This is a genomic window from Paenibacillus terrisolis (genome assembly GCF_056171975.1).
Map to the genome: position 1 here is coordinate 1 of NZ_JBKFGG010000030.1, position 25,306 is coordinate 25,306.

Annotated in this window: 19 protein-coding genes; 11 read left to right on the forward strand and 8 right to left on the reverse strand. The window is 54.0% G+C overall.

What is annotated here, in order from left to right:
* Window positions 1-358 precede the first annotated feature (358 nt).
* The 4 genes from ACI48K_RS20205 (at window position 359) to ACI48K_RS20220 (ending at window position 6,443) form a co-directional block, all read left to right on the forward strand.
* Window positions 359-2,446: a beta-galactosidase gene (locus ACI48K_RS20205; RefSeq protein ID WP_475029436.1), complete on the forward strand. Its 2,088-nt coding sequence runs from the start codon at window positions 359-361 to the stop codon at window positions 2,444-2,446.
* Entirely contained in the window at window positions 2,446-3,483 is a 1,038-nt protein-coding gene (locus ACI48K_RS20210; protein WP_475029437.1) for a glycoside hydrolase family 53 protein, read from the forward strand. Before ACI48K_RS20205 ends, ACI48K_RS20210 begins: the two co-directional genes overlap by 1 nt.
* 402 nt (window positions 3,484-3,885) lie before the next feature.
* Entirely contained in the window at window positions 3,886-5,043 is a 1,158-nt protein-coding gene (locus tag ACI48K_RS20215; RefSeq protein ID WP_475029438.1) for a winged helix-turn-helix domain-containing protein, read from the forward strand.
* Window positions 5,044-5,132: 89 nt separating this feature from the next.
* Entirely contained in the window at window positions 5,133-6,443 is a 1,311-nt protein-coding gene (locus ACI48K_RS20220; protein ID WP_475029440.1) for an MFS transporter, read from the forward strand.
* A gap of 93 nt (window positions 6,444-6,536) precedes the next feature.
* Here ACI48K_RS20220 and ACI48K_RS20225 read toward each other — a convergent pair whose 3' ends face one another.
* Window positions 6,537-7,703 carry an MFS transporter gene (locus ACI48K_RS20225; RefSeq protein ID WP_475029441.1) on the reverse strand — a complete coding sequence of 389 codons (1,167 nt, stop codon included), beginning with the start codon at window positions 7,701-7,703 and terminating at the stop codon, window positions 6,537-6,539.
* A gap of 189 nt (window positions 7,704-7,892) precedes the next feature.
* On the opposite strand from ACI48K_RS20225, the gene ACI48K_RS20230 reads away from it, so the two are divergent.
* Entirely contained in the window at window positions 7,893-8,702 is an 810-nt protein-coding gene (locus tag ACI48K_RS20230; protein WP_475029442.1) for a PaaX family transcriptional regulator C-terminal domain-containing protein, read from the forward strand.
* A 51-nt stretch (window positions 8,703-8,753) separates the two neighbouring features.
* Complete coding sequence (locus ACI48K_RS20235) at window positions 8,754-9,608, forward strand: MBL fold metallo-hydrolase (RefSeq protein ID WP_475029443.1); 855 nt, start codon at window positions 8,754-8,756, stop codon at window positions 9,606-9,608.
* A 35-nt stretch (window positions 9,609-9,643) separates the two neighbouring features.
* Here ACI48K_RS20235 and ACI48K_RS20240 read toward each other — a convergent pair whose 3' ends face one another.
* A complete protein-coding gene (locus ACI48K_RS20240; RefSeq protein ID WP_475029444.1) occupies window positions 9,644-10,597 on the reverse strand; it encodes a helix-turn-helix transcriptional regulator in 954 nt (317 codons plus the stop codon).
* Window positions 10,598-10,751: 154 nt separating this feature from the next.
* Here ACI48K_RS20240 and ACI48K_RS20245 point away from each other — a divergent pair, with 154 nt between their 5' ends.
* The gene (locus ACI48K_RS20245) at window positions 10,752-11,675 is read left to right on the forward strand and encodes an SDR family oxidoreductase (protein WP_475029513.1); all 924 of its coding nucleotides are present in this window, start codon (window positions 10,752-10,754) and stop codon (window positions 11,673-11,675) included.
* Between the two features lie 96 nt (window positions 11,676-11,771).
* On the opposite strand, the gene ACI48K_RS20250 is transcribed toward ACI48K_RS20245, so the two are convergent.
* Entirely contained in the window at window positions 11,772-12,203 is a 432-nt protein-coding gene (locus ACI48K_RS20250; RefSeq protein ID WP_475029445.1) for a DUF2500 domain-containing protein, read from the reverse strand.
* A gap of 447 nt (window positions 12,204-12,650) precedes the next feature.
* Between ACI48K_RS20250 and hflX the strand changes: the two genes are divergently transcribed.
* Window positions 12,651-13,925 carry a GTPase HflX gene (gene hflX, locus ACI48K_RS20255; RefSeq protein WP_475029514.1) on the forward strand — a complete coding sequence of 425 codons (1,275 nt, stop codon included), beginning with the start codon at window positions 12,651-12,653 and terminating at the stop codon, window positions 13,923-13,925.
* A 667-nt stretch (window positions 13,926-14,592) separates the two neighbouring features.
* Here the strand turns inward: hflX and ACI48K_RS20260 are convergent.
* Both ACI48K_RS20260 and ACI48K_RS20265 read right to left on the reverse strand, forming a co-directional pair.
* Window positions 14,593-16,161, reverse strand: a complete 1,569-nt coding sequence (locus ACI48K_RS20260; protein WP_475029446.1) for a sensor histidine kinase — start codon at window positions 16,159-16,161, stop codon at window positions 14,593-14,595.
* Complete coding sequence (locus tag ACI48K_RS20265) at window positions 16,158-16,844, reverse strand: response regulator transcription factor (protein ID WP_475029447.1); 687 nt, start codon at window positions 16,842-16,844, stop codon at window positions 16,158-16,160. Before ACI48K_RS20265 ends, ACI48K_RS20260 begins: the two co-directional genes overlap by 4 nt.
* Window positions 16,845-17,107: 263 nt before the next feature.
* Here ACI48K_RS20265 and ACI48K_RS20270 point away from each other — a divergent pair, with 263 nt between their 5' ends.
* Window positions 17,108-18,040, forward strand: a complete 933-nt coding sequence (locus ACI48K_RS20270; protein ID WP_475029448.1) for a manganese-dependent inorganic pyrophosphatase — start codon at window positions 17,108-17,110, stop codon at window positions 18,038-18,040.
* A gap of 276 nt (window positions 18,041-18,316) precedes the next feature.
* On the opposite strand, the gene ACI48K_RS20275 is transcribed toward ACI48K_RS20270, so the two are convergent.
* The 3 genes from ACI48K_RS20275 to ACI48K_RS20285 all read right to left on the reverse strand — a co-directional run bounded on the left by ACI48K_RS20275 (window position 18,317) and on the right by ACI48K_RS20285 (window position 20,679).
* Window positions 18,317-19,570: an MFS transporter gene (locus ACI48K_RS20275; RefSeq protein WP_475029449.1), complete on the reverse strand. Its 1,254-nt coding sequence runs from the start codon at window positions 19,568-19,570 to the stop codon at window positions 18,317-18,319.
* A 161-nt stretch (window positions 19,571-19,731) separates the two neighbouring features.
* Window positions 19,732-20,034, reverse strand: coding sequence for a hypothetical protein (locus tag ACI48K_RS20280; RefSeq protein WP_475029450.1), 303 nt, complete (start codon window positions 20,032-20,034; stop codon window positions 19,732-19,734).
* Between the two features lie 27 nt (window positions 20,035-20,061).
* A complete protein-coding gene (locus ACI48K_RS20285; protein ID WP_475029451.1) occupies window positions 20,062-20,679 on the reverse strand; it encodes a TetR/AcrR family transcriptional regulator in 618 nt (205 codons plus the stop codon).
* Window positions 20,680-20,862: 183 nt separating this feature from the next.
* On the opposite strand from ACI48K_RS20285, the gene ACI48K_RS20290 reads away from it, so the two are divergent.
* Together ACI48K_RS20290 and ACI48K_RS20295 are read left to right on the forward strand one after the other, a co-directional pair.
* A complete protein-coding gene (locus ACI48K_RS20290) occupies window positions 20,863-23,082 on the forward strand; it encodes an MMPL family transporter (RefSeq protein WP_475029452.1) in 2,220 nt (739 codons plus the stop codon).
* Between the two features lie 837 nt (window positions 23,083-23,919).
* Window positions 23,920-25,302: a GerAB/ArcD/ProY family transporter gene (locus ACI48K_RS20295; RefSeq protein ID WP_475029453.1), complete on the forward strand. Its 1,383-nt coding sequence runs from the start codon at window positions 23,920-23,922 to the stop codon at window positions 25,300-25,302.
* Window positions 25,303-25,306 lie beyond the last annotated feature (4 nt).

The following is a 25,306-nucleotide window of genomic DNA, read 5'->3' on the forward strand; positions in this document are numbered from 1 at the left end:
GCCCAAGGAATTGAAACCCTTGGTTTAAAGGGGGAAAAACAGGGGAATTGACAAATTCGTTCATAGCAGTGGGAGTATTTCCAGTTAAATCGCCGTAAATCCTCGTTTTGCTGAAATTAGCCGAAGCTTTTCCCTTTATTGGATTGTAAACCAGTTATTAGATCGCAAATAAGTTGACTTCAAGCTCCAGATGGGAATTCTTCAGTTAGGCATAGTCGTTTGAACGCAGTAAAAGCTGGAGCCTTTAGACGCGAGCCGGCAGTATAGGCTTAATGTTTTAGAGTCCTCCCGCCCAACGGGGGGGGATGATTTGCATCAGGTAGTAAAATTCCATAGACGATGGGAGCTGGAAAAGAAGATGAGCGTTAAGTTTCCCCCGATAAGCCCCAAACTGCCCGTATTTATGCATGGTGCGGATTACAACCCGGATCAATGGCAGCATGATCCGAAAGTGCTGGAAGAGGATATCCGGTTAATGAAGCTGGCAAGCTGCAACGTGATGTCCGTGGGGATTTTCGCTTGGGCGGCGCTGGAGCCGGAAGAGGGCAGATTTGAATTCGGCTGGCTCGACCGCGTGCTGGACGCATTTGCCGACAACGGAATTTACGCTTGGCTGGCTACGCCAAGCGGCGCACGTCCGGCCTGGATGTCGGAGAAATATCCGGAAGTGCTGCGCGTCCAAGCTAATCGGCAGCGCAATTTGCATGGCCAGCGGCATAATCACTGCTACACTTCCCCCGTATACCGCCGGAAGGTAGCGATTATGAACGCCAAGCTGGCGGAACGGTATGCCCATCATCCGGCAGTCGTAGGCTGGCACGTTTCCAACGAATACGGCGGAGAATGCCATTGCCCATACTGTCAGGAGGCATTCCGGGAATGGCTCCAGCGGAAGTACGGAACGCTGGAGGCATTGAATCGGGCATGGTGGACGACTTTCTGGAGTCACACGTATACCTCCTGGTCGCAAGTGGAGTCACCCGCTCCGCACGGAGAAACCATGGTGCATGGTCAAAACCTCGACTGGCGGCGTTTTGTCTCCGACCGGACGATCGATTTTTACCGCCATGAGATTGCGCCGTTAAAAGCGGAAAACCCCGATTTACCATGCACGGCCAACATGATGGATCTGTTTTACGGACTGGACTACCGGGAATTCGCCAAAGCGGTGGACGTCGTCTCCTGGGATGCCTACCCGATGTGGCACAAGGCTGAATCGGAGGGGGACGAAGCTTCCTGGTTCGCTTTTAACCATGACTTGTTCCGTTCGCTTAAGCGCAAACCTTTCATGCTGATGGAGAGCACGCCGAGCTTGACGAACTGGCAGGACGCAAGCAAATTGAAGCGTCCGGGCATGCATCGGCTCGCTTCCTTGCAGGCGGTGGCACACGGCTCCGACACCGTACAGTATTTTCAATGGCGCAAAAGCCGGGGCTCCAGCGAAAAATTTCACGGGGCCGTCGTCGATCACGCCGGCCATGAGTTTACCCGCGTATTCCAGGATGTCGCCAAGCTTGGCGGGACCTTATCCGGGTTATCCGAGCTGATCGGCACTACGGTTCCCGCGGAGACGGCGATCCTGTTCGACTGGGATAACCGCTGGGCGGTCAACGACGCGCAGGGACCAAGGAATGCCGGGCTTCATTACGAAGCGACGGTGATGCAGCAATATCGCGCTTTTTGGGAGCTTGGGGTGCCTGTGGATATCGTTGGTTCGATGGATGATTTCTCCGCTTATAAGCTGCTTGTCGTTCCGATGGCCTATCTGTTGCGGGAAGAAACCGGGGACAAAATGGAGCGGTTCGTGCGGGACGGCGGGACGCTGCTGGTTACCTATTGGTCGGGGATCGTGGATGAAAACGATCTTTGCCATTTGAATGGTTTTCCGGGGCCGCTACGAAAAACGTTGGGCGTATGGTCGGAAGAGATCGACGGACTCCACGACCATGACGTGAACGGGCTTGTGATGGAGAGCGGGAACGAGCTGGGCCTTGCGGGTTCGTACGAAATCAGGGAGCTGTGCGAGCATATTCATGCGGAAGGCGCGAAGGTACTTGGCGTTTACCGGGAGGATTTCTACGCCGGCACGCCCGCGCTGACGGTGAATCGTCTGGGACGGGGCAAAGCCTATTATTTGGCGGCCCGGGTAAGCGATCCGGCGTTTTACGAGGCGCTGTACGGAAAGCTGGCGCTTGATGCCGGAGTTCGCCGGTCGCTGGAGAGCGCGCTTCCGCCGGGCGTTACCGCGCAATTGCGAACCGACGGCGAGCATGATTATGTGTTTGTCCTTAATTTCTCCGGCAAGCCTGCCGAAATCGAGCTGGATTATCGCGGCTATGCGGATGTCGAGACCGGCGAAGCCCGCTCAGGAACGCTCCCGCTGCCGGTTCACGGCCTGGCAATCTTGAAGCGGACAGCCGCTCACGTTCAAGGGGAGGGGCAATGATGAATCAAACATTTATTACGGGGATGGACGTTTCCTTTTTGGACGAGGTAGAAGCTTATGGAGGGGTGTTTTCGGAGAACGGGGAGGCCGAAGACGCGCTTGAAATCTTGCGTCGCAGCGGCGTGAATTCGATTCGGCTGCGGATCTGGAACGATCCGCCCGGAGGGTTTTGCAGCCTGGAGCGGACGCTGCTTATGGCTAAGCGCATCAAGGCGCTGGGCCTGCATTTTCTGCTGGACTTCCACTATTCCGATATGTGGGCGGATCCGGGAAAGCAGTGGAAGCCGAAGGCGTGGGAGCACCTGCCTTTCAAAGAGCTGGTGGAGGCGTTACACGACTATACTTACCGGGTACTGACGGAGCTGAAAAACCAAGGAACGCTTCCGGATATGGTTCAAGTCGGCAATGAAATTACGCCGGGGATGTTATGGGAAGACGGCAAGGTGGACGGCGAATGGAATACGGTTGAGCAGTGGGACAAATTTACCGCGCTCGTTCAATCGGGAATCGCAGCGGTAAGAGAAGCGGATCGCTCGATTAATGTCATGATTCATATCGACCGGGGCGGCGATTTGCCGGCGAGCTTGCAATTTTTCGAACGCTTCGCGGAGTACGGCGTGGAATTCGATACGATCGGTTTGTCTTTTTATCCCTGGTGGCATGGCTCGTTGGAAGATCTGCGGAGCAATTTGCGCAGGCTGGCGGATGCCTTCGGAAAAGATATCAACGTTGTGGAGACGGCTTACCCGTGGACAATGGATCCGGCGCTCGATTCCAATTATACGGTCAACAGCGAGGAGCAGCTCCATGTCGGATATCCGGCCACGAAAGAAGGACAGGCGGCTTATCTTAAGGACTTGATCAAGCTCATCCGGGAAACGCCCGGCGGCAAAGGAACCGGATTTTATTGGTGGGAGCCTGTCTGGATTCCGGCAAACGGGGAATGGTCGGTCGGACATGAGAACAATTGGGTTAATCTGACTCTGTTTGATACCCGCGGAAGGAAGCTGCCTGCTTTGGATGTGCTGAAGGACTAAAGAAGCTCTCCGGCGTTATTACCCCGTTATCCGCGGTTATGTGGTTAACGGGTTTTTTTCATGGATGGCTCACCTGTAAGCCGGACTCTGCAAAATAGCGGTAAGAAGTGTCGCTATATTCGGCCAAATAGAGTGTGATGCGAAAATAGAGGAATGAAATGGTCTTATTTTTGTGTAAATGAGGCAAAAAGGTCATTTTCCCCGGTTGTGGCAGGGAATAGAGCCGAAACAAGGCGCTATTTTACTAATGGAGGCTAAAAATGCTCAAATTGCGGTAAAAAGTATCGTTATCTTTCGTGCTGGGTTGGATTCTTTCAACTGGATCGGCGGCTCTTTATGTCCCTGCCCGAATACGGTAACATAAGGGCATCTACCCATTTGATTCAGGAAGGAAGAGCTGCCATGTCACAACTGGTCTTTGATCCCGCAGGGTACAGGGTTGCGCTCGGGCCGGATTCCGTTGAACTGTTGGCAAAGGAATACGCCCTGCTGCAGTTTCTGTACAACCACCGGAATCAGGCGTTTTCGCGCGAACAGCTGCTTGACCGGGTATGGCTGCTGGAATATCCGGTGGAGCGCACGGTTGACGACCACATTTACCGTCTTCGGAAGAAGCTTCGGGATTGGCCCGAGGTGTCGATCAATACGGTCCGGGGATATGGATACAGCTTGACGCTAAGCGAACGGAAGCGGATGGATAATCCGTCGGTGCGTGATCCGGAAGTGAACTCGGCGATTCAGGATTTATTCCAAAAGTATCATTTGTACGGGCAGGGAAAATCGATGCTTGCTTTGGCTTCTCAGCGAGAGGTGCTGGGATTTGAGATAGACCCGTTCTATCATGTTTACCTGCGGTTTCTTCAGGTCGATATCCCCTGGTTCGTGGAGTCGGAGGAGATCCCGCTTCAGGAAAGAATTTATTGGATTCTGCTTTTGTTTCGCGGAACGTCTCCCGAGACGGGGCCCTTGCTTCAATATTGCGAAGAGGCGCTGGCCCGCCGAACGCTTTCCTTCGAGCGGCATCGGGAATTGGAGATATTGAACATCATGGAGGTCTATGCCGATACCGGCCTTCCGGAAGAAGCGATCCGCAGGTTCGAGAATACCCGGCAAAGGGTGGAGTCGGACGAACTGGCGAGTTTTGTCCTGCCCGTTGCCATTATGGAAATGTATGTCCGGGTGAAGGCCGGAAACGTTGCGGAGGCGGAGCGGGCGTCGGGCCGCATTGAGCGCCTGCTGAAGGGAACGCCGTACTTGCGGGAAATCGGCCGTTTTAACGTGGTGAAAGGATTATGGTTCTTGTCGCAGGGACAAAAAAAGAAAGCCGTCGAACTGCTCGACGAAGGTCTGGAGGTGCTGCGTCTTTCACAGCAGGCGTCGCTGCTGCTGATCGCCGTCTGCCAAACTGTGCTTTTCCTGCGGCGCAATGTGTCCGACGCCGGGCTTTTACGTAAATACGAAGCGGTTTATGAAGCATTGGATAAGGAGTACGGGTTAACGGAAAACCGCGGGCGAATGGAAGTTCTGATTCAAACGGCCCTGTCGCGGGAAGCAGGCTAAACCCGGTTTCCTCTGATCATCCTCTGACAAATCATCGGTATGCTATTGCAATATCTAGAATGGATGATGAGAAGACGGAGGAATCAAAGATGACAAAGAATCCATTTCGCGCCGGGCTTTGGGCTAACGGCAGCTTTCGGCAAATGTTCGCCGCTTACGCGCTGGCCTCCTTGGGCGATTGGTTTGACGCGCTGGCGATTCAGGTATTGGTCGTTTACCGTTGGGGGGCCGACCCGCTCCTGCTCGCGCTCATTCCGGTGACCATGGCGCTGCCGGCCGTTTTGCTCGGCTCATTTGCCGGAACCCTTGCCGACCGGCTGCATAAGGCCAGACTGATGTTCGTGTTCGATCTGATCACGGCAGGGATTACCTTATTGATTCTGGCAGCCCCCAATCTGGCCTCGCTGCTGCCGCTGCTCGCCCTTCGCGCCGCTGCCGGCGTGTTCCACGCGCCGGCTCAGCAAGCATTGACGCGGCAGGTCGTCCCTGCGGAGCAGCTGCTTCAGGCGACCTCACTGAACGGGCTCGTCGGCCAGGGTTCAAAAATCGCCGGGCCGCTGCTGGGCGCGGTTTTGCTCGCGGCGCTCAGCCCCGAGGCCTGCATCGCGATCAACATCGTCACCAGACTGTTGTCGGCCGTTCTGCTGTTTCCTCTTCGCCATCTGCCCAAAACGGGGGGCGCGTCAATCGAAGCCGCGGAGAAGACGGGCTCCAAATGGGCGCAGTTTCTTGCGGAGTGGCGGGAGGGCTGGGTGTTCCTGGCCCAGGCGAAGCAGGTCCGAAATGCGCTGCTCTTCGGGCTTATCGGTTTGATCGTGCTGCTGATGATCGATTATCAATTTTCGGTGCTGCTTCGCGGGATCGCCCCGGCGAACGAATCATTAATCGGCTGGCTGGTTTCGGCGATCGGAGCGGGGGCGGCAGTGATGCTGCTGGTTTTGAACCGGTTGAACCGGGTCAGCTACGGCTGGGGGCTTGGCGGCGGCTGCGCCATAATTGGCGGCGGGATAGCCCTGCTGGGCGCTTGTCCGCCGGGGACTCTGACAGTTGTGCTGCTGGGCATCGGGTTTTTGATAGGAATCGGCAACGGCGTTTATATCCTGACTCAGAACTACATTATGCAAAAAGAAACGCCGGAACAGGCGGTCGGACGTATTTTCGGAATCCAAAATACCGTGTCCAGTCTAGTCATGCTGGTGGCTCCTCTCGCGGGAGGAATTCTGATCCGGACGTTTTCCGCAGGAACGGCGTTTCTCGCCATCGGGCTGGTATTGGCGGCAATCGGGGTTTTGGGCGTCTTGCTTCGCAGTACTCTTTGGCCGACAAAGAAATCCGTTCCGGAGCAAAGCGAATTTGCGGATCCTCCGGGGAACGGGTCCTCGCAGACGTACGAAGCTTAGAGCTTTTAATATCATTGGCATCCACTTAATAATTGCGGTTGCCCTCTGCACATGTTGATGAGCAGGGGGCTCTTTCGTTTAGAGGCGGGTGGTTTATTCTGTTTTTGGATTTTCGGGATGAAGCACGCCGCTTTTTACCCACAGCCATATCGATATGACCAAGCAAATCGCGGTAAATACAGCCACACCGAAAAATCCGTGAAAACGCACATACAGAACTCCTGCCAGGTAAGAGGCCAAAACCGTCGCCGCATAATTTACCGAATTGGATAAAGCGGCGCTGGTGCCCCGGGAGGTTGAGGACAAATTCTGCAGGAGAGCCATGATAACCGGAAAAATGGTGCCGAAAACAAGGTACAGCATAAAAAACAAAACCTTCAGCAGCAGGGGAGAAGCCGCGAAGCCAAGCATTAAATACAGGACGCCCATCGCTGCGATTCCATAAAGCAGCGCCTTGGCTTGTCCCAGCTTCGCGACGGCGTATACGCCAAAAAAACTGCCGATCATATTCCCGAGTCCAATAAAGATCAAAACATTACCGATCTCGGAGACGGAAAAGCCAAACGCATCGGCCAGCCAATTGCCGAGAAAGGCGAATACCGCAAAAGCTCCCGTCAGGAGAAGAAAGTAAGCGAGCAAGCTGCGCTTAGCCTTATTCTCCCGCAGCAGAGAGATGTAGCGTCCCGTAATGGAGGGCTGCTTGCCGGAAATCGCCGGTTCGAACCTCGGAACGATAAAGGAGATTAGGAGAAACAGCACGATACCTCCGCCGCCGATGATGAAAAACGGCGTTTTCCAGGAATGAGCGGCCAAATAGGTGCCGAGGGGAACCCCCAAGGTTTGAGATACCGCGAATCCGGCCGTAGCGATCCCCATGGATCTCGTGATTTTGTCCCGGGGAACGAGAATGGGAATGGTTGCCCAGACCTGCGGAGACGCAAAAGAAGCGAAAATGCCCGCAAGCGTACGGAATAAGAACATCGTCCAGAAGCCGGTTGCAAAGCCGCATAGAAAAGTGGAAGCCGAAAATCCCAGAATACCGAACATCATGACTTTTTTACGGTTCCATCCGTCCGACAGCGGGCCCGCAATGAGCGCAAATAACGCGTAGCCGATCGCGTATGCGCCAACCATCCAGCCGGAAGTCTCGATGCCGACATGAAACTCCTGTCTTAGGGTAGGCAGAAGCGGAGAAATAAGAAAGGTGTCCGTGCCGATCACAAACATGATCAGAAAATATAAACTTAATATCTTTTTCAAGACGAGTTTCCTCCTTGTCATAGCAGTAAATGCGAATAACAACGAAACAACAAGCAGGAATATTTATAACATAAATATATGCGATGGTCAATTTATAAATTATATCCATCATTCAGTAACTCAGTTTGCCGCATATTGCCGCATTCCTTATAATGAAATCACGAAGGTTTCACGAATCGGGGGATTAGCATGCTTTCCATCGAAAAACAAATCCTGTACATGCTGATGTATCGGCATGAGATCGCTTCATCGGAGTTTATTCGCATCTACAAGGATCGCGGCAAAAATGATCAGGTTATCCGCAACACATTGTCTTCTTTGAAGAAGAAAGGATATATTGTGGTCGACGAGCGCAAATATAGGCTTACGGATACGGGCGCTTCGGCCATTCAGGGACTTCAGCTTAAATTTTCCGGGAGGGACGAGCCATGGGACGGAAGCTGGCATTTCGTTATGTTCAGCATTCCGGAGCAGAGCCGGTCACTCCGTAATGCTTTTCGGCGTGAGCTGGCGCAAATTGGGTACGGGCTTCTATATGACGGTGTATTTGTTTGCCCCCATAACAGGGCCTCTTTAGTGCCGGAAATCGTGAAGCGGCTGGGTCTTGAGGAATGGGTGAGAACGGCAAGCGGCGAGTTTGATTACGGTGGGATTACGTTTGATCAGGCTCGGCAAATCTGGCCCGTAGAGGTCATCAACGAAAAATACGAACATTTTATCGCTTGGGCCAATACCGAAATGGACGCATGGGATGCTGAGCGTTGGGAACAGCCGGAGGAAGCGGCACAATGGAACGTACTGCTGCAAATTCTTGAGCTGGGGGAAACATTCGGCGAGATCATGCTCGAGGATCCTTTTCTGCCGGAGGAGTTTCTTCCGGCCGATTGGAGGATGCGGCAGGCGCGCGAACTTTACCATAGGCATGTCGGCCGACTCATTCCTTTACTCAGAGGGAATAACGAACTGATTTCGTTAATTGCGCCTGAAGAACGTAGATAACCGGCCGCGGAAATTCCTATCTCTATAAAAATTTCCAAGGAGAGAGATTAGATGACTGGACAACGAAAAAGCGGAGCCTCGCTGATCCGTGAAGTAAGCGACACCGAAGTACCGTACGGAACGCTGGCCATATGGTTTTTAGGGCAGGAGAGCGTGATTGTCAAAGGGGACGGAATCACGGTTTACATTGACCCCTATGTTTCGGGGGACCTCGACGACGGCGATTGGAGGAGGACCTTCCCCGCTCCGATCGCGCCCGAAGATATACAAGGAGCCGATCTGTGCCTCGTTACGCACGGTCATGACGATCATATGGATGCGAGAACGCTGCCGATTTTTCATCGTCAAAACAAGCTTGCCCCGATTTTGGCGCCTGCCTGCTGCAAGCCTGCTTTGCTGCAAATGGGAATCGGCGAAGCGAATATTCTGGAGGCGGACGAGCGGGAGCGGACCGAGCTGTTCTCCAAGCTGGTGGTGACTGTGATTCCGGCGGCGCATGAAGAGCTCGAACGGGATGAAAACGGCAGATGCCGCTATGCCGGTTATGTGATTGAACTGAACGGCGCGAAGCTGTATCATGCGGGAGACACGGTGGTCTATCCCGAATTGATACAGAGGCTGAGCTCGATCAAACCGGATATAGCGCTGCTGCCGATTAACGGCAGGGATTATTTCCGCCAGCAGCAGGGCATCGTCGGAAACATGGATTATCGGGAAGCCTCGGAACTGGCCGCCCGCATCGGGGTCGACACCGTTGTTCCGCTGCATTATGACTTATTTGCCGTAAACGCGGAGAAACCCGGAAACTTCGTCGATTACCTGTACGAGCATTATCCCGAGCAAAAATGCCATGTGATGGCCCGTGGCGAGCGTTTTGTATATGTTTCGGAGCGGGCGTTCAAATAGCGGTGAACTTGAAGGCGGGCACGAGCCCGCCTATTTTATTTCCCGCCGTAAAGCTCCAGTATCGCCCGCGCTTCGGCGCTTACCCGTTCGGCGAGTTCCGGCGGCGCAAGCACCGCAATTTCCCGGCCGCAAGCGAGTATGATCTCGCACGCCGACTCCGGCGTTTGAAAATCGATTTCCGCCATGACGGAGCCCCGGCCGTCCGGCTTGGCGCTGAGCACTTTGGCATAACGCTCTCGCTTCAGCCGGTCCAGCCGGGGTTCCGTTATTTTCACTTGGACGGGATAACGGGGCAGCCGGGCTTTGAAGCTTGCGGTGGATTCCTCCCAATAGGCTTCGAGATTAAAGCCGTCCGGGCGCTCAAAGAGTTCGTCCAAAAGCGTTGCTTCTTCAATCCGCGAAATCCGGTACGTTCGCATTTCGCCGTTCTGTTCGGCTGCCATATACCACACGTTCCGCTTGGCGATCAGGCCGAGCGGATTTACGGTGCGTTCCGCCAGTTCATGATCTTTGCGGTACAGAAAATGCAGCCTTCGCTGTGTCCAAACAGCTTCCTGTACCAGGGACAGCCAGGCGAAAGCTTCGCCCGATGCATGCCAGCCGGCTCCGTCGATATGGATGCGCTGGCGTATCATTTCCGCGTCTTGCCGGACGGGAGCGGGGGAGGCGGCCAGCAGCTTTTGGTACGCGGCATTAAAATCTCCCGAGATCCCGAGATCGCCCATCAGTCCGTTGTGGCTGGCAAGCAGCAAGGAGACGATCTCTTCCGGCCGCATTCCGGTCAGGGTAGTCCGGTATTTCTCCGACAGCACCCAGCCGCCCCGGGAGCCGCGCTCCGCATAGACGGGAATACCCGCCGCGCTCAATGCTTCAATATCCCTCGCAATCGTCCGTTCCGAAACTTCAAGGCGTTTTGCCAGTTCGCGAGAACTCATTTTCCCATGGTTTTGCAAGAGCAGCATGATGGATAACAGCCGATCGGCCCTCACGGCAATCCCTTCCTCCCTGACACGATAATTTATTCCCATTGTATCATCCATATAAGACAATAGGCGTCATATATCTTTGGATAAAATAAGGGAGAAGTCGGAATTTTGGAGGGAATCGCACATGAATGGAAAACGGATGGAACAACGAAAAGCGATGGGGCCTTTGGCGGATCAACCGGCGCCCGGATCGGAGACGGCGTCCAGACCACTGCAGGGAAAAGTAGCTGTCGTCGCAGGGGCGACGCGGGGAGCCGGACGCGCCATTGCCGTGATGCTGGGCGCGGCGGGAGCGACTGTCTATTGCACCGGGCGCAGCGTACGCGGATTGGCTTCGGATTTGGAGCGCACCGAAACGATCGACGAAACGGCGGAGATGGTCACAGCGCGAGGGGGGATCGGGATTCCCGTTCGTACGGACCATACGTCCCCGGAGCAGGTAAAGGCTCTTTTCGATCGGGTTCAAATCGAGCAAGCCGGGCGGCTTGATCTGCTGGTGAACGACATTTGGGGCGGAGAGAACCTGACGCGCTGGAACACGCCGTTTTGGGAACACTCGCTCTCCGACGGCTTGCTGATGCAGGAACGCGCGGTCAAGGCGCATATGATTACGAGCTATTACGGGGCTCCGCTCATGGTGAAGCGGGGGGAAGGGTTGATCATCGAAATTACCGATGGATCAACTTACAACTACCGCGGCAACCTTTACTACACCTTGGCGAAAATATCGTCGATCAACCTGGCCGCCTCCATGGCCGAGGAGCTGCGGCCTTACCATGTGACGGCGCTGGCGGTGACGCCGGGATTTTTGCGCTCCGAGCAAATGCTGGAGCATTTCGGGGTCGAGGAGCATAATTGGCGGGATGCCATCAAGCAGGAGCCGCATTATGCCGAATCCGAGACTCCGTATTTCGTCGGGCAAGCCGTTGCCGCGCTGGCCGCCGACCCGAAGGTCGGCGAGAAAGCCGGCAGGACCTTCACAAGCTGGGATTTATCCGACGAATACGGATTCATCGATATCGACGGACGCACGCCGCATTGGGGTAATTACGCGCAGAAGCACGGGCTGCCGATCAATTAAAAATGGCATAACGCGCCGGGACGCACCCGAATGCGCAGGTACGGCGTGATGAAACGCCGCAATGCCTGTCGTACTCGGGAGCGTCCCGTGCCTTTTCTAGAACCGCGAACGCTGCGGAGCCGCGTTGGGGTTTCGTTCGAACGCGACGATCCAGTCGCCCTGTATAGCCGCGTATCCGGTGTCTCCCTCGGCTACGAGGCCGTACAGGTTTTTGACGTCCACGAATTCTTGCCGGTCGCCGTTTTCGAACTCAAGCGTTATGTAGTAGTAGGTTGAAGAGGAGGAGTGCATGTTGTTATCTCCGTCGAAATGATTGTGATTCCGCACATCCATCCGTTTCGAAACGATGCGGGCAATTCGTGTGTCCCTCGGCGCTCGTTTGTTGGCCAAATAACGTCTTCCGTTCATGAAAATGGCCACGATAATTAAAACGAGAACGAGAATGAAAATGATGGGAACCAGAGTAAACATGAAGTTAAAGCCGAATCCGGGACCGTTGTCAAACGGAGAAGGGCCAGAAAAGTTCATTTTTAAAGAGTCTCCTCTCGCAGGAAAATATCGGTGATATGTGATGAGCCTTTCTTTTTTACGCATATATTGGGGGGAAAGTTTCGCTTTACTATACCGGAGGTTGCCGGATTGTGAACGAATATGAATTGTGATAAACTGGAATCACTATGATAAGAACGGAGGGTTCCCCGTGCGTTACATCAAATTCCGTTTTACCACTTTGCGCGGCTAATTGAATAGTGCTCAAAGGCTCTGCACCTGTGCGGGGCAAACGGGTTAGGTGTGACTATAAAGGGGTTCTCGCGAACTTTAGAATAGAATATGCCTCTTGCTTGACGCGCTTTCGGCCGTTTATTTGGCTGCAGCGGCGTCCGGTTTGATATAGGTCCGTTTGTATGGAACACAGGTGTGCCGCCTGTGTTTTTTTATTTTCGTTGATAAAGGGAGGCAGCATATATGCAAGAACTGGAACAACTGCAGCAAAAAGCGATTTTGGTCGGCGTTAATTTGAATCATCAGGACGATTTCGAGTATTCCATGGAGGAGCTCGCGAATTTGACGGAGGCTTGCGATATCGAGGTTGTGGGCGTTCTTACGCAAAATTTGGTGAAAATCAACACATCCCATTACATCGGCACCGGGAAAATTACCGAGGTGCTGGCGCTGCTCGAAGCGCAGGAGGGCAATCTCGTTATTTTCAACGACGAATTGTCCCCTTCGCAAATCCGCAATCTGGAGAAGGACCTGCAATGCAAGGTCATTGACCGGACGCTGCTGATCCTGGACATTTTCGACCGGCGGGCGAAGACCAGGGAAGCGCAGCTTCAGGTGGAGGTCGCGCAGCTCAAATACATGCTGCCGCGCCTTGTCGGTCTGCGCGAATCGCTGAGCCGCCAAGGCGGCGGAGCGGGAACGACGAACCGCGGCGTCGGGGAGACGAAGCTCGAGCTCGACCGGCGGCGGATCGAAGAGCGGATCACCGCGCTCGGCAAGGAACTGGAGGTCCTGGTTGCCCATCGGCAGACGCAGCGGAAGCAGCGCAGGAAAAACGACATTCCCGTCGTTTCCCTGGTCGGCTATACCAATGCGGGCAAATCGACGATCATGAACGCGATGATGGAGCTGTACAATCCCTCGCAGGAGAAGCAGGTGCTGGAGAAGGATATGCTGTTCGCCACGCTGGAAACCTCCGTCCGCAGCATCCCGCTGGAGGACAACAAGTCCTTTTTGCTTACGGATACGGTCGGATTTGTCAGCAAACTGCCGCACCATTTGATCAAAGCGTTCCGCTCCACGCTGGAAGAGGTGGCGGAAGCCGATTTGCTTATCCATGTGGTCGACTTCTCCAACCCCGAATACGAGCGGATGATCGAGATCACGAACGAGACGCTGAAGGAGATCGGGATTACCGATATTCCGACGATTTACGCGTACAACAAAAGCGACCTGACCGATCATACGCTTCCCGAGGTCCGGGCAGAGATCATTTACATGGCCGCCAAGCCCCGAATCGGGGTCAGCGAGTTGGTCTCCCAAATCCGGAAGCAAGTGTTTAAAGATTACGTTCAGTGCCGGATGCTGATTCCTTACGACCAAGGAGCGGTCGTGTCGTATCTTAACGTCAACGCTCATATTCTCGAGACGAACTACGAGCCGGAAGGAACCATGCTTGCGATGGAATGCAAGCTCAGCGACTATGGCAAGTATAAGGAATATGTGGTCGGCAACGCAGCGGAGTAAGAGCATCTTACGAACGAACAAAGGCAATAGTTTCCGGGAAAGCCAAAAGCCCGGAAAGCCATGTCCAAGAAAGCTGGAAATGCAAGAAAACTGAAAGTGTAAGAAAGTTGAAAGTCCAGAAAAACGAAAGTCCAAGAAGACCGAAAGTCCAGGAAAACTGAAAGCCCAGGAAAACCGAAAGTCCGGCCGTTACTGCAAATAAACTTCACGTTTGCAGACGGTCCGGACTTTTGAATTTCATCGCCCTGAGCTAACGGACTCAGTTGCCGTTATTTTGCCGCAATCGGGCCGTTTTTCAGGCTAACGGATCGAAATGACCTTATTTCGCTGGTACGGAGCAATCCGGCCGGTTTAACCGCCCAATAAGGTCATCTGAGTCCGTTAGCTCGACAAAACGGCTAAAATTTGCGAAATAACGTCACTGGAGTCCGTTAGGCGTAGGGGCATCCGTTTGAGACCGGGGCCGAAAGCGGCTGACCGACAAGCCGACTGATCCCAACCAATTCGTCCCATTCGATTCTCGTCCTATCCGGATTCGTTCATGTGGTGCCGGATTGATCTCAGATCGCTGCCCTCTGGGAGAGAAATAAGAATGTGCGGACCTCGGCTTTGTTCCATGCGGTTTTGTTCCGCCATGGCACTTCACAACAGCCGGTAAGCTCCAACCCTATTCTTGCTGCCCTAAGCCTGTCGCGGCCGAGGCAGATGGCAGAGCAACCTCGAATACGGAGCCCTCCCCCGGCTTGCTGCGGACGGAGATTTGGCCGCCATGGACTTCGGCGATCGCCTTGGAAATTGCAAGCCCAAGCCCGGCGCCGCCTTGCTTTCGGGTACGTGAAGCGTCACTGCGATAGAAACGCTCGAACACATGGGGAAGGTGTTCTTCCGCAATGCCTTCCCCGTTATCCGCAACGCTCAACCGTACCCGGCCGAGCTCGTGATCGGGATCCAAACGGACGGCGATTCTTCCGTCTACCGGATCGGTATGCTGAACGGCGTTATGGAACAGGTTCAGGATGACCTGTTTGATTTTATCGCAGTCGCTCATGATCGAAACGCCCCGCGCCAATGCGAACATGACATCCCGTTCGCCGGCGAGCATCCGCAGATGGGGCTCCATCTCTTCGATCAGTGTATCGAGCCTCGTTTCCGTCAGTTGAAGCATCGGCGTCCGGTCCAGCTTCGCCAGCGTAAGCAGGTCTTCAACCAGCTTTTTCATCCGCTTGGATTCGCCAAGCATGCTGTTCAGCGCGGTGTGAAGTTGCTCCGGCCGGTCGGCGGCGCCGCGCAGCAGCACCTCGAGGAAGCCGTGGATCGAGGTGAGCGGGGTCCGAAGCTCATGCGAGGCGTCGGCCACGAATCGGCGCATCTGCTCTTTTGCTTCCCGTTCGGCCTGGAAAGACGCCTCCAGCCGCTCCATCATTCCATTGAAGGATACGGCGAGACGGTCGATTTCCGTTTGTCCCAGCGCTGCCGGGAAGCGGTTGTCGAGATTGCCCGCGTTGGTATCCTCGACGGTTTGGATCATCTGGTTCAGCGGAGTCAGCGTCCGCCGCAGCACCGGCAAATTCAGCAGCAGGCCGCCTGCCAAAGCCAGGAGCGACAAGGCGACGAAAGTCATCAGCTGTCTCAGAACGACCTCCCGCAAAGGCGCGGTGAACACGCCCATTTGAAAGACACCGATCGTCTGTCCCAAAGTTCTTGGCTGAGAGATCAAGCGGAAAACGACGAGCTGCTCATTTCCGTCTTTATCCTTGATGACACGGTAGTCGTTTCCTCCCGCTTTGTTGAATTCCTCGGAGAAGATATTGGTGTATTCATTTGCATTGAGGCGCGGCGCCGGAATTCCCGACCCGGAGCTCAAATCGATGAAGCTTTGATTTTTGCCGATAAAAGCCAAGGAGGCGTCGGGCAAAAACAGAACGGGACGCTGCGAACCATTCCCGCCGTTTCCGTTATCACCGTTACTCGGATTGTCCATACCGGGATTGAACAAGCCCCAGCGTTCCGGAGGCTGCCCGGCGTTATTGAACAAATCCCTTAAAGGGCCGCGGATTTGGGAAATCATCGTCTCGGCCTGGTTTTTATACAAAAAATCCTTCATCAGCACATATTGAAAGGCGCCGATCAGCAGCAAAAGGGCGGCCAATATAAACAGAGAGCGCGAGAGCAGCTGAAACTTCAGCGATCTTGGCTGAAAACGGCTGCGGATCCAGGAGCGAACACGGTCAGTCATGGCAAATCGACGCGGTAGCCTGCGCCCCGGAGCGTCCGGATCAGCCGGTGCTCCTTGTCATTCAGCTTTTCGCGGAGCGAGCGGATATAGACCTCGACGATATTTTCCTCTCCGCCGAAATCGTACCCCCACACTTTGTCCAAAATCGTGGTTTTGCTGAGAACGATGTCGTGATTGATGACCAAATATTTCAGCAGTTCGTATTCGGTGGGGGAGAGTTCCAGCGCCTGCTCCTGATAGGAGATTTCTTTCCTCCGGTCGTCCAGGCGGAACGGCCCGATCAGCACCTCGCCGAACAAGGCCGGGAACTGGTTGCGGATCCGCGCTCCGATGCGCGCCAGCAGTTCTTCGAAGCTGAACGGTTTCACGACGTAATCGTCCGCGCCTATATTGAGGCCTTTTACCCGGTCGTCGATTTCATCCTTGGCCGTCAGCATAATGATCGCGACATTCTCGCCGCTTTTCCGAAGCAGGCGGCACACTTCCCAGCCATCCATACCCGGCATCATGACGTCCAGAACAACGACATGCGGCTGGAAATCGAACGCGAGATTGACCGCGCTCATCCCGTCGCTGGCGCTTCGCACCTCAAAGCCTTCATTGATCAATCCCAGTTCGAGAAATTGTACGATATGCGGTTCGTCGTCAACCAGCATGATTTTAGCGCCTTTGATGTGGTTCATCCAGAGGTTGCCTCCCTATGATTCTTCCGGTTTCATCTATAAATGAATTATCGTTGAAACGGCTGAGCGTAAGCTGAAAGCAGCCTGAGCGTCACCTGAATACTTCTATTTCCATATAAAAGGTTCCTTTTTGATCGTAACGCGTTTATCGGACAAAGTAAATTCAGGATACCGCAGGAGTAGAGACGGGCGCTCCTCTTGCTTGAAAATCCGTTTATAAGCTATACTTTTCTCATGAAGTTTAGGAAAGGGAGAGTAATAAGATGGCAAAAGTATTGATTTTTGGACATAAAAATCCGGACACGGATACCATTTGCTCGGCGATTGCGTATGCCGATTTGAAATCCAAGCTGGGCTGGGACGTTGAAGCCGTACGGCTTGGTAATGTGAGCGGGGAGACGGCCTTTGCGCTGGAACGTTTCGGTTTTGAAGCTCCGCGTCTGGTTGAATCGGTAGGGGCCGAGACCAAGGAAGTGATCCTGGTCGACCATAACGAACGTCAACAAAGTGCGCCCGACATCACTGAAGTTCGTGTTCTTGAAGTCATCGACCATCACCGGATCGCCAATTTTGAAACGAGCGGACCGCTGTACTACCGCGCCGAGCCGGTTGGCTGCACCGCGACGATTCTGAATAAGCTGTATAAAGAAAACAGCGTTGCCGTTCCCGCAAACGTAGCCGGACTTATGCTTTCCGCGATTATTTCCGATTCGCTGCTGTTTAAGTCCCCGACCTGCACGGAGCAAGACGTGGCTGCAGCCCGCGAGCTTGCGGCGATCGCCGGCGTTAACGCCGATGAATACGGGCTCGATATGCTCAAAGCCGGAGCGGATCTTAGCGACAAAACGATCGAGCAGTTGATCAGCCTTGACGCCAAAGAATTCCAAATGGGCGGATCGAAAGTGGAAATCGCTCAGGTCAACGCCGTTGACGTGAACGACGTGCTGTCGCGCCAAACCGAGTTGGAAGCGGCTTTGAACGGCATTGTGGAAGGCAAGGGCCTTGATCTGTTCCTGTTCGTGGTTACCGATATCCTGAACAACGATTCCGTGGGACTGGCCCTCGGCAAGGCGGCGGATGCGGTTGAGGAGGCCTACAACGTGAAGTTGGATGACAACAAAGCCGTGCTGAAAGGCGTCGTATCCCGCAAATCGCAAATCGTTCCGGTGCTTACGGATATTTTCAATAAGCGCTGATTGATATAAGTTGAGTATTTGCTTTGCGCATAGAAGGCAACCGTGTGAAATGTTCTTCCGATCGCTGTTGTTCGCGGATTTCTTGGATTGTGTAAATTCATATTTTGTAGAAATCCGCTCACAAAGGCGACCACTATCGTTTCTGCCAGAACATTTCACTCTTTTACCCAATTTGCTTTGCGCTATATCATTTGATCCGAAAATGAAAAAGAGTCCTGCGGCACCCGGCATCATCCGGTTGCTGCAGGACTCTTTTTTGCGTACCGCTTCCCGGCTTTAGGAGGATTCGGCCGTAGCCGCCGTAGCCGGCTTATGCCGGAAGGTAGGGATCAGGATCGCGGCGCCGAGCAGCAGAACGATGCCGGAGACCGTATAGATGCCGACCAGCGGGAACAGCTTCTTGAGCACCCCGGACAAGGACATCATGATGACCATCATACCCATGAACATCGGGCTAAGCACACCGTTGACGCGTCCGACGAACGATTGCTCCGTCCACTGCAGGATCATCGTGTTGATCCCGATTTGAATGCAGGGCATCGTCAGACCGTTCAGGAATTGCAGCGCCAGCGTTAAAGGAATGCTGGTGGAGAAACCCATGCCGGCGATGCACACGGCGCTGATCGCCATGCCGAAGGCAAGCAGCATTTGCGGCGAAATCCGCTTGGCCAGCGTCATGACGGCAGCGCCCCCGGCCAGCATGGCGACTCCGTTCACCATCATGAGGTACTGCAGGAACTCTTTCGGCTCGCCAAGCCGTTCCGTAACGACGAAGAGTCCAAGCGTCTGGATCGTTCCGACGGAGAAGCCGGCAATGGCAAACGCGGCGCCAAGCACCTTAAGCACGGGGCTCCGCCAAACGTATTTGAACCCGTCAACCAGTTCCTTGCGGAAATTGGGCGCATCGGCATTCGATTCGTCTTCCTGCGCTGCATCGGCCGGAAGTCTGAACAGCACCAGCGCGGAGAGCAGAAAAGCGACGCCCATCACCGCGATGGAGACATAGATGCCGAAATGATAGTAGACGTAAATACCGAGCGAAGGTCCGATCACCATGAAAATGGCCATCAGGGACTGGAACAAAGCCATGCCTTGCTGGAATTTTTCCGGTTCTATATGTTGTTTGAACAGTTTCATGACCGACGGCTGCGAGAATTGGGACAAAATCGCGGAAATAAAGGTCGCGAAATAAACGGCCTGCCAGGACTCAAACAGAAGGGTAAGCAGCACGGCAAAAACGGAGACGGAGGAAAGGAAATCGCACCAAATCATCGTCTTCTTGGGTTTCCAGCGGTCGGCAAATGCGCCTCCGATAAAGGAAAAAACGAAGATTGGCGCAAACTCCACGACGGAGATCAGGGAAACGGCGAGCGGATCGTTATTGGTCTTGTCGGTAACGAACATGAGAATAGCAAAATTTCGGACCCAGATACCGATCTGCAGCAGAATGTTGGAGACAAGGATCGTTTGGTAAAACCGGTTTCGAAGCAAACTTCCGGAAGCCGGAGAAGCATGAGCGTTATTTGACATAAATGACCACCTCAAATTTGATTTTTTCCCATAAGAACATTCTTTCCCATTTTACAAGAATAAGCCACATTCCGGTCTCTTGAAAAGAGAAAAATTAAATATAATCAAAAAGCCTTCCCGGGCGCGTTTCACGACTAAGAAGGCTTTTGCCGCATATGCATTTATTGGAACTTGAAACGTGCCAGTTGGTCCCATAATCCTTCTTCCCGCAAAATTTCCAGCTGTTTATAGCCAATCAGATCAAAATGGGGGAAAGGGGAACGGTTGTGAATATAGTTGGGATCAAGCCCGTGATCCAGGCACCATTTTCTCAGGCGGTCCAGGTCGGAACAGCCCACCTTGGTGATCGTTTTGATTCCGGGAAAACGAGGCTCCAGCCAGTAATGCGTCATATAAGCGATTTCTCCACGGTTGACGCGTTCCTTCCAGGCGTTCAGCTCGTCCCGTTTCACTCCAAAAGCCATGTCTATCCCGCCTTTTGTATGGTCGATTTATGTGTGAATGCCTCGCCAAAGAAAAGCTACGATCGCTTGGGCCGCTTCTTCCTCCGAAGCGAACAGCTTCATTTCGTCGGTATACTCCCGTGACCCGACCTTCAGCATGGAAACGAAGAGATGCGCAGCGAGATTCGCGTCGTCGCATGCGATTTCGCCTGCCCGCGCCGCTTCCTCAAACCCCTGCCGCAGCGTATCGTACAGCTCGTTCTCATGGTCGATCAATTGCGTCTGCTGCTCTTGGGACAGATGATGTTTGATCCTGCGGAACATATCGTCCATATGAATTTGCGGAACCCGCAAGTAATGGGCCGAGATACTGATTAAGCGTTCCCGAAACGAGCCCGGCTGCCGCAAAAGGGCCTGAATGCGCCGTTTTACGTGAGAGAGCACGGCGACCATGGAGGCGACGAACAGATCCGTTTTTGCCGGAAAATAATAATATAATGTAGCTTTTGTAAAGCCGCATTCTTCGGCGACGAGATTCATGGAGACGGAGTCGTACCCCTTTTCGATGAAAAGCCGGGAAGCGCAGCGCAGTATTTGTTCGGACGTGTGAACCGCATCCGCCTGATGAACGGGCCGGCCAAGCGGACGTTTTTTAGCGATGCTCATTAATATCACCTCAAACACCTCGTACTGGCCCATAATTATACCATAACCCAAGTGAAAAGGGATAAAACCGGATATCTTCGCAAGCTTCATTGATAATTAACCGTGCGGTATATATAATTAGAAATGGCTTACTAAACTTTGATGGTTATAACGGAGGTCGTGGAGAAAATGGCGGGGAACTTTATGGACCGTATAGCTCGCCTCGCAGCAGGGAGAAAGACAAAATGGGCGACCCTGGCTGCCTGGATCTTGCTCGCGGGTGTACTAAGCATGGTTTGGCCGAACGTAAATCAGATGGAGAAAAATAATGCGGCCAATTTGGAGGAAACGCAACCATCCGTCGTTGCCGAGAAACTGGCCGCTAAAGAGTTCCCGGGCGGCAACGGCATTCCGGCGCTGCTCGTGTGGAGCCGGGAGGGCGGACTCACGGATGAGGATTATGCCCATATGCAGCAGCTCACGGCTTATTTCACGGAGCATCCTCTGGAATCCCAGGAGATGGTGATTCCGCTGCAGCAGGTGCCGCTGCCCGCGCTGAAGCAGCAGGCCTCATCCGACGGCTCGGCATTGGTATTCCCGTTTTTCTTCTCCAAAACCGCGGATTCGGATGCGATGAAATCCGGCGTGAAGGAGATCCGCAAGCAGGCGGAGGGTATTTTCGGAACTGATCCTTTTGCGGAAAAAGCGGGGGGCGATCAACTGACCGCCCGGGTTTCAGGGCCAGCGGGCATATCGATCGATGCCGTCGAGCTGTTTTCCAAGGCCGATATCTCACTGCTGATCGCCACGGTGGCGATTGTCCTGATCCTGCTGCTTCTGATTTACCGGTCGCCGATTTTGGCCTTTATTCCGCTGATTGCGGTTGGATTCGCTTATGGCGTAACCGGTCCGATTTTGGGCAAAATGGCGGAGCAGAGCTGGATCACCGTCGACTCGCAGGCGATTTCGATTATGACGGTGCTGCTGTTCGGAGCGGGAACGGATTACTGCCTGTTCCTGATCTCGCATTACCGCAAGCTTCTGCACGAGGAGAACGATAAGGTTAAGGCTTTAATCAGCTCAGTGAAGGACGTTTCCGGGGCCATCGCCATGAGCGGTTTTACCGTGGTGATCGCTTTGCTTGTCCTGCTGCTTGCGAAGTACGGAGCGGTTCATCGATTTGCCGTGCCGTTCAGCCTGTCGATTCTGATCATGGGTCTCGCCAGCTTGACGCTGGTTCCGGCGCTGCTGTCGATTTTCGGGCGGACCTCGTTCTTTCCGTTTATTCCGAGAACCCCGGAAATGGCGGAGGAACATGCCAAACGCACCGGAAAAAAAGCGGCGGTGCGTACGAGCAAACGGCAGGGCGGCTGGATCGGCCGTACTGTAACGCAAAAACCATGGTTGGTGTTTGTCGTTACCATTGTGGTGCTTGGCGGGTTAGCGGCAAATGCGCTGCGGATCCATTACACCTCGGATTTGCTCTCGTCTTTTCCGGAAGACATGGCGTCCCGGGAAGGTTTCTCGACGATTGCGGACAAATTTACTCCGGGCGAGCTGGCGCCCGTTAAGCTGATGGTCGATACGGAGGGGAAGCAGGTAAATCTCAAGGATACGCTCTCCGGCCTGCCTTACCTCAGCAAAGTCTCCGATCCGGCCGAAGGCAAGAACAGTCCCAACATCGTGGCGCTGGATTTGCAGTTTAATATCAACCCCTATTCCAACGAAGCGCTTCGTCATATCCCGGATATCCGGAATACGGCCGAAAAGGCGCTGAAGGATGCGGGGATATCCTCGCCAAAAGACCGGATCTTGATCAGCGGCCAGACGGCAACGCAGTATGATACGGAACAGGCCTATAACGGAGACACCGAGGTGATCATCCCGATCGTCATCGGTTTAATCGCATTGTTGCTGCTTGTGTATCTGCGTTCGCTCGTCGCCATGGTCTATCTAATTCTCACCGTAATTTTGTCTTATTTCTCGGCGCTTGGCCTCGGCTGGCTCGTCCTTCACGATATCATGGGGGCGTCCGCCATCCAGGGCTTGATCCCGCTGTACGCTTTCGTATTCCTGGTGGCCCTGGGCGAGGATTACAACATCTTCCTGGTTTCAAGCATTTGGCAAAAGCGCAAAACGATGCCGCTCAAAGACGCGATCCGGGAAGGCGTGACCGAAACCGGGGGCGTGATCACCTCTGCAGGACTTATATTGGCCGGCACCTTTGCCGTACTGGCGACTTTGCCGATTCAGGTGCTTGTCCAATTCGGGACGATATCCGCGATTGGCGTCCTGCTCGACACCTTCATCGTTCGTCCGTTCCTCGTTCCGGCCATTACAAGGCTGCTCGGGAATCTGGCTTTTTGGCCGGGCAAAGTGTTGCCGGTGCCGGATGCCGATAGCAAGATTGGGCTCGACGTATGACCCTTTGCTAAAATTAGATGCTGCATGGCGCAGCTTGCACAAAAAGGGTGTCCGAAAGTCATCTGTGACGGCTTTTGGGACACCCTTTATAATTTGCGTTAGAACAAGCTGTCTGCTCTGGTGTACTCTGCTCCGGTGTACTCTGCTTTGGTCAACGACGTTCCCAACGCCGCATCCCACGACACTTAAAATAGCGCCTTCTATGGCCTTATTCCCTTGGAGAGGCATCTTCTGGAAAGAATAACGCCTTTTTATGGCCTTATTTTTTCAAAAGAGCTCCTTTTCCTCTCGGTTTTGGACGTTTTGCCGAAAGTAGGGCCATTTTGTGCCGCTATTTTCAGGAAAATGCGGTTTCGGAGTGAAATAGGGCCATTTTATACCGCTATTCGAGAAGTCATCCGAGAATTGGCTGTTTGCCGTTGATTGGTGATTCCAGGCCAGGACGGCCCCCGTTCAGAGCCGCTACCCCTGCAAAGCAGTCCAAGCAGGCCGGGCACGGCTGCGTACGAGCAGATCTTCCTTGATGTCGAGCTCACTCCGGCTGACCAGCCTGCCGGCAAGGCCGACTCTCACACGAACCTTCGGGCCGTGTTTCAAGAGCAACCAAAGTCTACGGCGTTTTCGACTTCGAAACTTGCCGAAAACCAATCCGGTGATCGGATGGCTTTCACTTGCCCGGCACTTTCACTTTTGGATTCCTTTTTCAGTTAAGTGTGCGGGTCGTCAAATGAGCCGATTTTCTTTTGGCACGCCCTTTTTTACATAATAAGCGGAACTCCCATCCACAATAGGAAGATGAACTTTCAGCGATACATCGGAAACGGGGGATCTGAAAAAATGAACAATGAGCGGGCAAGCGGAGGGGAGCAGGGGAATTTGAAGTGGTGGCAGCTCTCCTTGCTTGGCGTGGCCTCAACGATCGGCACCGGGTATTTTCTTGGCTCCGGCCTGGGAATCCGCATGGCGGGGCCGTCAATTATGATCGCTTTTGCGTTGGCTGCGCTTGTCACTTATACGGTATTTGAAATGTTGGCGAAAATGACCGCCGACCGCCCGGAGCAGGGCTCGTTCCGCTCTTATGCCAAACGGGCGTTTGGCCGCTGGGCAGGCTTTGGCAGCGGATGGGTGTATTGGTCCTCCGAGCTGTTGATCATGGGCAGCCAGCTGACCGCGTTGTCGCTTTTTTCGCGCTTCTGGTTCCCCGGCGTTCCGATGTGGGGGTTTGCGGCGGGGTATGCGCTGGCGGGACTCGGGGTCATTCTGATCGGCAACCGGGTGTTTGATCCGATCGAGAACGTGCTCTCCGTCATCAAGATCGCGGCGATCTTGATGTTTCTCGGCATCGCCGCGGCCGCGCTGGCGGGGTTCCTCCCCGGAGCAGGGCGGCAGCCGCTGTTTCCTCATACCCTAAGCGCCATTTTTCCGGCGGGATACCGGGGAATTTGGTCGGGGGCTATTTTTGCGTTTTATGCTTTTGGCGGCATTGAAGTCATGGGACTGATGGCGATCCGTCTCCGCAAGCCGGAGGAAGCCCCGAAATCGGGAACCGTCATGCTGCTGCTGTTGACCGTGGTTTATCTTTTATCGATCGGGCTTGTGATCACGATGATACCCTGGTCCTCCGTGGATCCCAAACGCAGTCCCTTTATCACGGCGTTCAGCGGTTATTCGCTCCCTTTTATTCCACACGTATTCAACGGGGTACTGATCGTTGCCGGATTTTCAACGATGGTTGCGTCTTTGTATGCGGTTACGACTATGCTGGTTACACTCGCCAAAGATAACGACGCTCCGCTGCTGTTTGCCAAAACGGCATGGAAGAACCGGCCGTTATTCGCGATCGGCATGACCGCGGCGGGACTCGTCGGTTCCATCGCGCTTTCACTGGCCATGCCGGGGCGTATTTACGAATATATCACGACAGCTGCCGGGTTGCTGCTGCTGTACAACTGGTTTTTTATCCTCGTGACCTCAGGAAAGTTATTGAAACTGACCGTCTTTGGCCGAATCAAGCGTTATGCCGGTATGGTGCTGATTTTGCTTGTCGTTTCCGGGACATTGTTCCACTCGGCAAGCCGTCCCGGATTTTGGGGAAGCTTCGTGTTTATCGGTGTAATCGGGATCGTTACGCTTATTATGCAGTTTGCGGTCTGGAAACGAAGAGAGCCTGCGGGGCGGGGAAAACGAAAACCCGTTTTGCGGCCAAAGCGGACAACTTGAATGA